The sequence below is a fragment of the Ensifer sp. PDNC004 genome (genome assembly GCF_016919405.1).
Lineage (GTDB): Bacteria > Pseudomonadota > Alphaproteobacteria > Rhizobiales > Rhizobiaceae > Ensifer.
The window spans coordinates 1,104,418-1,116,749 of the sequence record NZ_CP070353.1; the positions used below are offsets into that span (position 1 = coordinate 1,104,418).

The 12,332-nt window shown below is 62.2% G+C and carries 10 protein-coding genes; 6 read left to right on the forward strand and 4 right to left on the reverse strand.

Annotation, left to right across the window (positions count from 1 at the left end; all coding sequences use genetic code 11):
* Nucleotides 1-71: 71 nt before the first annotated feature.
* On the forward strand, nucleotides 72-569 hold the full coding sequence (gene gpt, locus JVX98_RS13610) for a xanthine phosphoribosyltransferase (RefSeq protein ID WP_034791068.1): 498 nt from the start codon (nucleotides 72-74) through the stop codon (nucleotides 567-569).
* 68 nt (nucleotides 570-637) lie between these two features.
* On the opposite strand, the gene JVX98_RS13615 is transcribed toward gpt, so the two are convergent.
* Complete coding sequence (locus JVX98_RS13615) at nucleotides 638-2,113, reverse strand: NAD(P)H-hydrate dehydratase (protein WP_205238954.1); 1,476 nt, start codon at nucleotides 2,111-2,113, stop codon at nucleotides 638-640.
* Between the two features lie 343 nt (nucleotides 2,114-2,456).
* Between JVX98_RS13615 and JVX98_RS13620 the strand changes: the two genes are divergently transcribed.
* The 3 genes from JVX98_RS13620 to hspQ all read left to right on the forward strand — a co-directional run bounded on the left by JVX98_RS13620 (nucleotide 2,457) and on the right by hspQ (nucleotide 4,884).
* Nucleotides 2,457-2,795: a P-II family nitrogen regulator gene (locus JVX98_RS13620; protein ID WP_003528058.1), complete on the forward strand. Its 339-nt coding sequence runs from the start codon at nucleotides 2,457-2,459 to the stop codon at nucleotides 2,793-2,795.
* A gap of 65 nt (nucleotides 2,796-2,860) precedes the next feature.
* Nucleotides 2,861-4,270 carry a type I glutamate--ammonia ligase gene (gene glnA / locus JVX98_RS13625; RefSeq protein ID WP_034791062.1) on the forward strand — a complete coding sequence of 470 codons (1,410 nt, stop codon included), beginning with the start codon at nucleotides 2,861-2,863 and terminating at the stop codon, nucleotides 4,268-4,270.
* Between the two features lie 284 nt (nucleotides 4,271-4,554).
* Entirely contained in the window at nucleotides 4,555-4,884 is a 330-nt protein-coding gene (hspQ, locus tag JVX98_RS13630; protein ID WP_034791060.1) for a heat shock protein HspQ, read from the forward strand.
* A gap of 79 nt (nucleotides 4,885-4,963) precedes the next feature.
* Here hspQ and JVX98_RS13635 read toward each other — a convergent pair whose 3' ends face one another.
* A complete protein-coding gene (locus tag JVX98_RS13635; RefSeq protein WP_043620346.1) occupies nucleotides 4,964-5,593 on the reverse strand; it encodes an invasion associated locus B family protein in 630 nt (209 codons plus the stop codon).
* A 272-nt stretch (nucleotides 5,594-5,865) separates the two neighbouring features.
* Here JVX98_RS13635 and JVX98_RS13640 point away from each other — a divergent pair, with 272 nt between their 5' ends.
* Nucleotides 5,866-7,680, forward strand: a complete 1,815-nt coding sequence (locus JVX98_RS13640) for an extracellular solute-binding protein (RefSeq protein WP_205238955.1) — start codon at nucleotides 5,866-5,868, stop codon at nucleotides 7,678-7,680.
* Between the two features lie 90 nt (nucleotides 7,681-7,770).
* Nucleotides 7,771-8,433, forward strand: coding sequence for a DsbA family oxidoreductase (locus tag JVX98_RS13645; protein ID WP_192446107.1), 663 nt, complete (start codon nucleotides 7,771-7,773; stop codon nucleotides 8,431-8,433).
* 77 nt (nucleotides 8,434-8,510) lie between these two features.
* Here the strand turns inward: JVX98_RS13645 and mfd are convergent, their stop codons facing one another.
* Nucleotides 8,511-12,014, reverse strand: a complete 3,504-nt coding sequence (mfd, locus tag JVX98_RS13650) for a transcription-repair coupling factor (protein WP_205238956.1) — start codon at nucleotides 12,012-12,014, stop codon at nucleotides 8,511-8,513.
* Between the two features lie 7 nt (nucleotides 12,015-12,021).
* A complete protein-coding gene (locus JVX98_RS13655; RefSeq protein ID WP_043620340.1) occupies nucleotides 12,022-12,327 on the reverse strand; it encodes a succinate dehydrogenase assembly factor 2 in 306 nt (101 codons plus the stop codon).
* Between the last annotated feature and the right edge of the window lie 5 nt (nucleotides 12,328-12,332).

Below are 12,332 nucleotides of genomic sequence, written 5' to 3' on the forward strand. Positions count from 1 at the left end.
GACGCGTTCCCGCCTGCCCGATCTGCCGGACGCTTCGCCTTACCCTCGTTCAGACAAGCCGGAGCCCACCCATGTCGCTGCCCGATAAAGCCTTTCCCGTTTCCTGGGACCAGTTCCACCGCGATGCCCGGGCGCTTGCCTGGCGGCTGGCCGACAACGGCCAGGAATGGCGTGCCATGGTTTGCATCACCCGTGGCGGCCTGGTTCCGGCTGCGATCATTTCGCGCGAACTCAATATCCGGATGATCGAAACCGTCTGCGTCGCCTCCTACCATGACTACGACACGCAGGGGCAGATGAAAGTGCTGAAGGGCATCACGCCTGAAATCACCAAGGACGGCGGTGAAGGCGTGCTGATCGTCGACGACCTGACGGACACCGGCAAGACCGCGGCCGAAGTACGGGCAATGCTGCCGAAGGCGCATTTCGCTGCCGTCTACGCAAAGCCGAAGGGCCGGCCGCTCGTCGACACCTTCGTGACCGAAGTCAGCCAGGACACCTGGATCTATTTCCCCTGGGACTTGGGCTTCACCTACCAGGAGCCGATCGCCAAGGGCACGCGCGGCTGATAGCGCATCTGGGCGGACACCGCGAACGTCGCCTCTCAAGAGGTGGTTTGTCGCCTGTGCGCTCACGATCAACTGATCGGCGGTATCGCGCCGATCAGCGTTTCAGCGGTCAAGCCAGGCCCTGCCTTGGCCCCGGCTGCGCCATGGCGCCAGACCGCTGCGGTCGCCGATTCGAAGGCCGGCATTCCTTTCGCCAGATGTGCGCCGACGATGCCGGCAAGTACGTCCCCCGATCCGGCGGTTGCCAGCCACGGCGGCGCATTGTTGTTGACGACCGCCCGCCCGTCCGGGGCGGCAACGACGGTGTCGGCGCCCTTGTAGACGATCACGGCATGGCTCGTCCGCGCCGCGGCCTGCGCCTTCTCGATCTTCGAAAGCCCATGGTCTCCGGCAATCTCCGGAAAGAGGCGAGCGAACTCGCCATCATGCGGCGTCATGACCACCTGGCCCCTGCCTTTCGCCAGTGCCGCGAAAAGTTGGCCGGGCCTTGCCTGGAACGAGGTGATGCCATCGGCGTCGAGCACCAGAGAGCGATCGCAGAGTGCAAGCGCAAAGTCCCTCGCCTTCTTGCCGATGCCGAAGCCCGGCCCAAGGACGAAGCTGCCCAGGCGTTGGTCCTGCAGCCATTTGGTAAGCTCTCGCTTGCCGTCTACCTCCTTCACCATCACCGCCGTCAGATGAGACGCATTGATGCCGAGCGCGGCCTTGCCGGTGGCGACGGTAACCAGGCCAGCGCCAGCCGCAAGGCCCGCTGCCGCCGAAAGTCGCGCCGCGCCCGTTGCCTGGCGGTCGCCTGAGAAAACGACCAGATGCCCGCGCTTGAACTTGTGCGTCGAGGCCGCCAGGTCACCTCCCCAGCCCGCCCAGAGGAACGGCGCGTTGAGGCGCAGCGAACCTGCGCCGGCACGCACAATGCGCGCGGGAATGCCGATATCGAACACCTTGAGTGTGCCGCAGAGGGATCGCCCGGGCAGAAGCCAATGACCGGGCTTTGGCGCCATGAACGTGACGGTGTGGCGAGCGGCAAAGGCGGCGCCCCGGATCTCGCCCGTCCGGCCGTCGATGCCGCTCGGCAGATCGATGGCAACGACCGGAACGCCGCTGGCATTGACCCGTTCTATAAGGTGAGCGACGTCGTCAGGGAGGTCGCGTGACAAGCCCGCCCCAAAGAGCGCATCGATGACGACATCGCCAGCCTGTGGTTCGAATGCAGAGATTGGCGCAGCAGGACCACTCCAGTCGGACCAGGCCCGCGCTGCATCGCCTTGAAGCCTGGCGGGATCGCCGAGGACGAACACGGCGACATCCGCCCCGCTTTCGGCAAGGCCGCGGGCTGCGATGTACCCGTCGCCGCCATTGTTGCCTGGACCGCAGAGCACGACGAAGCGGCGGGCATCCGGAAAATATCGCAGGGCCGCCGCCGTCACCGCCAGTCCGGCGTTGCGCATCAGCGTAAAGCTATCGATGCGGGATTGGGCTGCCGCCCGGTCGATTGCCGTCATTTCGGCGGGCGTGATCAACAGGTGCTGAAGGTCGGAGCGCATGCGCCAGACTTATCCATGCCCGCGCGCGTGAAGCAAGGCCTCAGCCCCAACGCCATGGTTGCCTTACAATAAGGCATTTGCATATAATTATTGCTCAAATAACAAGCTTCGCCTCTGCCATGACGTGGGGGCTCTGCAAGAAGCGGGCATCTTTCGATCGGAAATCATAAAAAATAGGCAGATCGGGCCCGCCGAAGGTATGGAAATCCCGCAATCGGCGCGCCGACAGCAGATTTTTTGTCGTTCTGACAGATTTTCGCAGAAAAACTGGCATGCAACGTGCATATTCAGGGCGAGCGGGCATGATCCTGCTATCAAGGGAGAAGCGGAGAGACATTTTCTCATGAAAAAGATCGAAGCGATCATTAAGCCCTTCAAGCTCGACGAAGTGAAGGAAGCCCTTCAGGAAGTCGGCCTGCAGGGTATCACCGTCACGGAAGCCAAGGGCTTCGGGCGGCAGAAGGGCCACACGGAGCTGTATCGCGGCGCCGAATACGTGGTGGACTTCCTGCCGAAGGTAAAGGTCGAAGTGGTGCTGGCGGATGAAAACGCGGAGGCCGTCATCGAGGCGATCCGCAACGCCGCGCAAACCGGCCGCATTGGTGACGGAAAGATTTTCGTTTCCAATGTGGAAGAAGTCATCCGAATTCGCACGGGCGAAACCGGCCTCGACGCCATCTGACATCACGGGCCGTTCGGCCCGGTTCTTTTCAAATCCTCGTCATCTCACACAGGGAATAACGGCAAATGACGACTGCAAGCGATATTCTGAAGCAAATCAAGGACAACGACGTCAAGTTCGTCGACCTGCGCTTTACCGATCCCAAGGGCAAGCTGCAGCACGTAACGATGGATGTGGTCTGCGTCGACGAAGACATGTTCGCCGATGGCGTCATGTTCGACGGCTCCTCGATTGGCGGCTGGAAGGCCATCAACGAGTCCGACATGGTGCTGATGCCCGATCCGGAAACAGCGCATATGGACCCGTTCTTCGCGCAGTCGACGATGGTCATCATCTGCGACATTCTCGATCCGGTTTCGGGCGAATCCTACAACCGCGACCCGCGCGGCACGGCCAAGAAGGCTGAAGCCTACCTGAAGGCATCCGGCATCGGCGACACCGTCTTCGTTGGCCCGGAAGCCGAATTCTTCGTCTTCGACGACGTCAAGTACAAGGCCGACCCGTACAACACCGGCTTCAAACTCGACTCCTCGGAACTGCCGTCGAACGACGACACCGACTATGAGACCGGCAACCTCGGCCACCGTCCGCGCGTCAAGGGCGGCTATTTTCCGGTTCCACCGATCGACAGCTGCCAGGACATGCGCTCCGAAATGCTGACGGTCCTGTCCGAGATGGGCGTGACGGTTGAAAAGCACCACCACGAAGTGGCGGCCGCCCAGCACGAGCTCGGCGTCAAGTTCGACGCGCTGGTTCGCAACGCCGACAAGATGCAGATCTACAAGTACGTCGTGCACCAGGTCGCCAATGCCTATGGCAAGACGGCAACCTTCATGCCGAAGCCGATCTTCGGCGACAACGGATCGGGCATGCACGTGCACCTGTCGATCTGGAAGGACGGCAAGCCGACCTTCGCCGGCGACGAATATGCCGGCCTGTCGGAAAGCTGCCTCTACTTCATCGGCGGCATCATCAAGCATGCCAAGTCGCTGAACGCCTTCACCAACCCGTCGACGAACTCCTACAAGCGTCTCGTCCCGGGCTATGAGGCTCCGGTTCTGCTCGCCTACTCGGCGCGCAACCGCTCGGCTTCGTGCCGCATTCCGTTCGGCACCAACCCGAAGGCCAAGCGCGTCGAAGTCCGCTTCCCGGATCCGACCGCCAACCCCTACCTCGCCTTCGCAGCCATGCTGATGGCCGGCCTCGACGGCATCAAGAACAAGCTGCACCCGGGCAAGGCGATGGACAAGGACCTCTATGACCTGCCGCCGAAGGAACTGAAGAAGATCCCGACCGTCTGCGGCTCGCTGCGCGAAGCGCTGGAAAGCCTCGACAAGGACCGCAAGTACCTGACGGCTGGCGGCGTGTTCGACGACGACCAGATCGATTCCTTCATCGAACTGAAGATGCAGGAAGTCATGCGCTTCGAAATGACCCCGCATCCGGTCGAGTACGACATGTACTACTCGGTCTAAGACCGTGCGACCGGCGGCATCGACCACCGGTCCAAGCCGTGCTTTGGGCCGGCGGCTCCCTAAAAGGAGCTGCCGGCCTTTTTGTTAGCGCGCACGGATTGCAAGCGCTTCCGCGCAGGGAGCGGCACGAAACCGTCGAATTGTGTGATATTATGTTGCCAACAACTTTTGCGCGTCCGCGGGACACGCGTGGCGAGATCGATCAACGGAGGGCAGAAGGGAAGTCCCTATTGATGTTTTGGGTTCGCCAACCCAGATAATCTCCTGAAAGGATGTGTTGCGTCATGAAACAGAGAAACGCCAAATTCGAGATCGGACAGGTGGTTCGCCATCGGGTTTTCCCGTTCCGCGGCGTCATTTTCGACGTCGACCCGGAATACGCCAACACCGAGGAGTGGTGGAACGCCATTCCACAGGAGATCCGCCCAAGCAAGGATCAGCCCTTCTATCACCTGTTCGCTGAGAACGACGACAGCGAGTATGTCGCCTACGTCTCCGAACAGAACCTGGAATTCGACGACAGCGACCGGCCGATGCGCCACGCGCAAGTCGATGCCCTGTTCGACAAGGATGGCGTCGGTCACTACAGGCCCAAGGCGACGTTTCGCCACTGAGGCCGCTTCGCTCTCGAACAAATGAAAACGCCCGGACCGCGAGGTCCGGGCGCTTCTTTATGCGTTTGCGGAGGACCGCTTAGTTCTGCTTGGCAGCCTTCTGGGCTTCTTCAAGCTTCTTGCGTGCGTCCTCGGCCTTCTTCTGCATTTCTTCCTGCAGCAGGCGCTGGCGCTCTTCGAGCTGCGACTGCTCGATCGGCTCGCCGTCGTAGACACCGGTGAAGCCCGTGAGGGCCATCTTGATCGGGTTCGGAGCGCGCTGGAAGTTGACCGAGGTGAAGACGACCTCATTGCCCTTCTTCAGGCTGGCGATCAGCTGGTCGGAAAGCGGCGCTTCGGCAACGCACTTGTCGGGCATGCAGATGGCGTAGTCGAGCTTGACCGGCTTGCCGCCGTCGATCTGCATCTGAACGCCGGTCGGGATGAGGCGCGCCGACGGTACCGAAACCTGCATGATCTTGCGGTTGACCTTGCCGGAAACGGTGATGAGGCCGACAGCGGTCACGAGCTGGCCGTTGTTGGCGGTCAGCAGGTTCTGCACGATGCAGACATCGTTGTCTTCCTGCTTGGTGCAAACCTTGAACCAGCCCTGCGGCGGCTTGCCGCCAGCCTGCTGTGCAGACGCAACGCTCGGAACGCCCGCAGCAGCTACAGTGAGCGCCAGCGCTGCCATGCCCGAACGTTTTGCAATATTCGACTTGAACATCATTGTGATTCCGTCTCCTGAAATCCGGTAACGGAACAGTTGTTCCGCAGGTGAGTATCGTCAGCCGCCGTTGTCCTGTTGGCCAAATAAGGCAAATGCATGACCCCGTTTCCGGAAACACCTGTTACATTGGCTCGCTTCGATTATCCAGTGTTTCCTGTCATTTTTTGACTTCATACTGGGCGGAATTTGGACCGCGGATCGGTTGGATTCATCCGTCGGCATTGGTAACGTTCGGGGAATCGGCCTGTTGATACCCCTCACGGGAGGTGACCTTGCGTGCAATTCTTTCCGGTCTGGCGCTGATCCTGACCACCACTTCATTCGGCGCTCCTGCGGCAGCCGCTCCTGTCCATGCGATTGCCATGCACGGAGAGCCGGCGCTGCCTGCCGATTTCAAGAACTTTCCCTACGTCAATCCGGACGTAAAAAAGGGTGGAAAGATCTCCTACGGCGTCGTCGGCAGCTTCGACAGCCTCAATCCCTTCATCCTGAAGAGCATGCGAACGACCGCGCGCGGCATGTGGGATCCGGAATACGGCAACCTCGTCTACGAATCGCTGATGCAGCGCTCGCGCGACGAAGCCTTCACCATGTACGGCCTGCTCGCCGAAACCGTGGAGTGGGACGACGACCGGACCTTCATCCAGTTCAATCTCAACCCGAAGGCCCGCTGGGCCGACGGGCAGCCGGTGACCGCCGAGGACGTGATCTTCAGCTTCGAGCTGCTGCGCGACAAGGGACGTGTCCCCTTCAGCAACCGCATGGCCAAGGTGGCGAAACTCGAGAAAGTCGGCGAGCGTAGCGTGCGTTTCACCTTCACCGAGGATGCCGACCGTGAGCTGCCGCTTCTGCTCGGCCTGTCGCCAGTGCTGCCGAAACATGCCATCGACCTCGCGACCTTTGACCAGACGACGCTGAAGCCGCCGCTCGGCTCCGGCCCCTATCGCGTGGCCGAGGTGAAGCCGGGCGAGCGCATCGTCTACAAGCGAAACCCGGACTATTGGGCGAAGGACCTGCCCTCGAAGGTCGGCCAAGACAATTACGACGAGATCTCTGTTGAGTATTTCCTCCAGGAGAACTCGTTGTTCGAAGCCTTCAAGAAGGGCGAGATCGACATCTATCCCGAAGGCAGCGCCACCAAATGGGCGCGCGGCTACGATTTCCCGGCCGTTCGCTCCGGCGACGTCGTCAAGGAAACCTTCACGCCAAAGACGCCGTCGGGCATGCTTGGCATTGTCTTCAATACCCGCCGGCCGATGTTCGACAATCTGAAGCTCCGCCAAGGTCTGGCGCTGGTGTTCGACTTCGAGTGGGTCAACAAGAACCTCTTCGACAGCGCCTATACGCGCACCCAGAGCTACTGGCAGAACTCGACGCTGAGCTTTCTCGGCGCACCGGCCGACGACCGAGAACTCGGCCTGATCGGCGACGCCCGCGATCGAATCAACCCGGCGATCCTCGACGGCACCTACCGCCTGCCGGTGACCGACGCGTCCGGCCGCGACCGTAACGTGCTGCGTGTCGCCGTCTCATTGATGCGCGAGGCCGGCTATCAGATCAAGGACGGCAAGATGGTCGATCCGCAGGGCAAGCCGCTTGCCTTCGAGATCATGAGCCAGAATGCCGGCCAGGAAAAAATTGCGCTCGCCTACCAGCGGTTTCTCGCCCCTCTCGGCATCCAGGCGACCGTGCGTACCGTCGACGATTCGCAGTACCAGCAGCGCAGCCAGTCCTTCGATTACGACGTGATCATCAAATCCTTCCCCTCGACGCTGTCACCCGGCATCGAGCAGGCCGGGCGCTGGACCTCGCAGGCGCGCGACCGACAAGGCAGCGACAACTTCGCTGGCGTCGCCGACAAGGACGTCGATCGGATGGTCAACAACATCCTGCAGGCCCGCACGAGCGAAGATTTCACGGCGGCCGTGCGCGCGCATGACCGGTTGCTCGTCAACAACTCCTACCTGGTGCCGCTCTACCACCTCGACGCCCAGTGGGTGGCGCGGCGCAAGCATATAGGCCGGCCGGACGTGATGCCGCTCTACGGCTACCAGCTTCCGACCTGGTGGGATCAAGACGCGCAATAGAGGGTCGGTTCCCTTTTGGTAACGCATTGAAAGCCGGGCCAAACCGGCTTATCTCGCCGTCATACCGGAAAAAGGAAAGGCGCCCACACCATGCAAACCGTCAGCATCGATATCGTCTCGGACGTCGTTTGTCCCTGGTGCTATCTCGGCAAGGCTCGGCTCGACCAGGCGATTGCCAACGTTCCGGACGTGCTTGTCACGGTCAACTGGCGCCCCTACCAGCTCAATCCAGACCTGCCGCCCGAGGGGATCGATCACAAGCGGCATCTTGCCGAGAAGCTCGGCGGCCAGGCGGCCGTCGACCGCGCTCACGACACGCTGCGCGAACTCGGCAATGCCGACGGCATCGCCTTCGATTTCGATGCGGTGAAGATCAGCCCGAACACGCTTGACGCTCATCGGCTTGTCCGCTGGGCCGCAACCAACGGCGAGCAAGCGCAGTCGGCCGTCGTCGGCCTGCTGTTCAAGGCCAATTTCGAAGAAGGCCGAAATGTCGGCGACCACGCCGTGCTTCTCGATATTGCCGAGCAGGCCGGCCTCGACCGCCCCGTCATTGCAGCACTGCTTGGTTCCGATGCCGACAAGGACGCGGTCAAGGAGGAGGTCGGCATGGCCCGCGAAATGGGCGTGACCGGTGTCCCCTGCTTTATCCTCGAAGGACAATATGCGGTGATGGGCGCCCAATCGGTCGACGTCTTGACCAATGCGGTACGTGAAATCGCCGAGATGAAGGCGAGCGGCAAGCCGAACTGATCGCGCGGCGAGCCGAAACAGATCTGCTTCGACAGACCTGACCGTACTGCCGCACCACGCGGCAGTACGGTTTTTTGTTACTTCGCCAGGCCGGCGAGCTGGGTCATCACCATTGCTGCACCCGACAGGCGCTTTTCCGGTGTTGGCAGTTCGCGCTGGAAGAAGATGCTTTGGTCGGGCCGGATCTTCGAAAGCGTGCCCTGCTTAGCGATGTAGCCGACGAGTGCCGCCGGGTTCGGGAATTCCTTGTTGCGGAACTGCACGACGACGCCCTTCGGGCCGGCATCGAGCTTCTCGACATTTGCCGTGCGGCAGAGCGACTTGATGTAGACGATCTTCAACAGGTGCTGGACCTCGATCGGCAGCGGGCCGAAGCGGTCGATCATCTCGGCGCCGAAACCGTCGATCTCCTTGAGGTCCGTCAGTTCGCCGAGGCGGCGATAGAGACCGAGCCTCAGATGCAGGTCCGGCACGTAGTGTTCCGGGATCATGACCGGCGTTCCGACCGAAATCTGCGGCGACCAGCCGGTGTCGTGGATCTCTTCCTCGCCCTTGAGTTCGGCGACCGCTTCCTCGAGCATCTGCTGGTAAAGCTCGAAGCCGACTTCCTTGATATGGCCCGACTGTTCTTCGCCCAGCAGGTTTCCGGCGCCGCGGATATCGAGGTCGTGGCTCGCCAGCTGGAAGCCGGCGCCAAGCGTATCCAGCGATTGCAGCACCTTCAGCCGGCGCTCTGCCATACCCGTCAGCGTCTTGTTGACCGGCAGCGTGAACAGCGCGAAGGCGCGCACCTTCGAGCGGCCGACGCGGCCGCGAAGCTGGTAGAGCTGGGCAAGACCGAACATATCGGCGCGGTGTACGATCAGCGTGTTGGCCGTCGGCACGTCGAGACCGGATTCGACGATCGTCGTCGAAAGAAGCACATCGTAACGCCCGTCATAAAAAGCGTTCATGATGTCTTCGAGCTCGGTTGCCGGCATCTGGCCGTGGGCAACCGCCACCTTCAGCTCCGGAACGTCCGACTTCAGGAAATCATGGATTTCGGACAGGTCACTCAAGCGCGGGCAGACATAGAAGCTCTGGCCGCCGCGATAGTGCTCGCGCATCAGCGTTTCGCGGATCACCAGCGCGTCGAAAGGCGAGATGAAGGTGCGCACCGCCATGCGGTCGACCGGCGGCGTGGTGATCAGCGACAGTTCGCGGACACCCGTCAGCGCCAGTTGCAGCGTGCGCGGGATCGGCGTTGCCGAAAGCGTCAAGACGTGGACGTCCGACTTCAGTTCCTTCAGCCGCTCCTTGTGCTTGACGCCGAAGTGCTGCTCTTCGTCGATGATCAAGAGGCCGAGATTGGCAAAGTTGACCGACGTGCCGAGGAGCGCGTGGGTGCCGACGACGACATCGGTCTTGCCATCGGCCACTTCCTTCTTCGTCAGCGCCAGTTCCTTGGAGCCGACGAGACGGGATGCCTGTTGGATGCGGATCGGCAGGCCGCGGAAGCGTTCGGAAAATGTCTTGAAATGCTGGCGGGCAAGCAGCGTCGTCGGCACGACGACCGCCACCTGCACGCCGTTCATGGCGGCAATGAAGGCTGCGCGCAACGCCACTTCGGTCTTGCCGAAGCCGACGTCGCCGCAGACCAGGCGGTCCATCGGACGGCCGCTGCCGAGGTCTTCGCGCACGGCCTCGATCGAGTTCAGCTGGTCTTCGGTCTCGTCATAGGGGAAGCGGGCGGCAAACTCGTCATAGACGCCGTCCTGCGCGGCCAGCACCGGCGCGCGGCGCGTATGGCGTTCGGCAGCGATGCGGATCAGGCCGCCGGCCATATCGAGCAGCCGCTTCTTGAGCTTGGCCTTGCGCGCCTGCCAGGCAACGCCGCCGAGCTTGTCGAGGATCGCATCGGTACCTTCCGAGCCGTAGCGCGACAGAAGCTCGATGTTTTCGACCGGCAGGAACAGCTTGGCATCGTCGGCATAGACGAGCTCGAGGCAATCATGGGGCGCGCCGACCGCCTCAATGGTGCGCAGGCCGACGAAACGGCCGATGCCGTGTTCGGCGTGCACGACATAGCTGCCCTCGTCGAGGCCTGCGACTTCGGCGATGAAGTCGGCACCGCGCTTGCGCCGCTTCGAGCGGCGGACCATGCGGTCGCCCAGGATGTCCTGCTCGCCGATGATGACGAGATCACCCGTCTCGAATCCGGCCTCGATACTGAGCACGGCCGCGGCCGCTTCACCCGGCTTCAGCGACTTGACCTCGGCGAGCGCCTTGATCGGCTTGACGTTGCCGAGACCGTGTTCGGCAAGCACCTGGAGCAGGCGGTCGAGCGAGCCTTCGCTCCAGCCTGAGATCACTACCTTGGCACCCTTCGAGCGCCGCTCGGCGATGTATTTGACCGCCTGATCGAAGACGTTGACGCGTTCGCTTTCGGCTTCGCCCTCGCCCGCCGACTTCGCCCAGCGCATGCCCTGGCGCGCATCGACCGAGATCACCTGGCGGGCCTCGCCCTCGTGCTCGTTGAAGGGCGAGAGGCGAATGGCATCGCGTGAGCTCAGGCCGGCGTTGAAGCCATGCGCGCTCAGATAAAGCAGTTCCGGCGGAACGGGCTTGTAGGGCGTGCCCTGGGTGGCCTGCGCCTTGCCCGGAGACGCCGAGGCCAGACGGGCGTCATAATAGTCGAGAATGAGCTTCGAGCGCTCGGCCGCGGCCTCGCGCGCCAGATGATCGGTGACGATACGGAAGCCGTCGAGATAGTCGAAGACCGTCTCCAGCCCGTCATAGAACAGCGGCAGCCAATGCTCCATGCCGGCATAACGCCGGCCTTCGGAGACAGCCTGGTAAAGCGCGTCGTCGCGGGTCGTCGCACCGAACAGCGATAGGTAGTGCTTGCGGAAGTGGCTGATCGTTTCGGGCGTCAGCGACACCTCGCTCATAGGATTGAGATCGAGGGAGCGGACCTGACCGGTGGTGCGCTGGCTTGCCGGATCGAAGGAGCGGATGGTTTCGAGTGTGTCGCCGAAGAAATCGAGGCGCAGCGGCTCGCCGCTTCCGGGCACGAAGACATCGAGGATGCCACCACGCACCGCGTATTCGCCAACCTCGCGCACGGTCGCAACGCGCTCGAAGCCGTTGCGCTCCAGCCGCAGCGCGATGTCGTCCATGCGCACCTGATTGCCCGGACGAGCCGAGAACGCCAGGCTCTGGATCACGTCCTGCGGTGAGATCTTCTGGAGCGCGGCGTTGACCGTGACCAGCACGATCGCCGCATGCGGCTTCTTCTTGTGCGCAATCAAGGCACTCAGCGCCGCCAGCCGCCGTGCCGAGGTGTCGGCGCTCGGCGAGACGCGGTCATAGGGAAGGCAGTCCCAACCGGGAAGCGTCAGCACCGGAATGTCGGGCGCGACGAATGAGAGGACCTGTTCCAGATCGGCGATCCGCTGGCCGTCCGAAAGAATGTAGGCGACCGGCTGGCCTGCACGGGCCAACTCGGCGAGGATCAGCGCCTCGGCACCGGAAGGGACCGGCCCGATCGTGATCTCTCGCTGTGCTTCGACAATCTTCTTCGGATCAAGGCCAGCCAGCATCATCGGTCTATTTCATCTCTTCGGGAAGCTTGTCGAAATCCGGACGATAGGCAGCGATGCGCTGAAACATCTGCGTCTGATAGCGAGCCGGCACCGGCTGTTCGCCGATGATCCACTTGACGAGATCGTTGTCTTCCTCGCCCATGATCGTCTCGAGTTCGTCGAGCTGTGCTTCAGAAAGCGTCGAGAGCTCGGCCTCGGCAAACTGCCCGAGGATCAGATCCATCTCGCGAATGCCGCGATGCCAGGCGCGAAACAGGATCCGCCGTCGACGCGGATCGAGATCGGCGCTGGTGCGAGATATTCCGGTCATGGGAA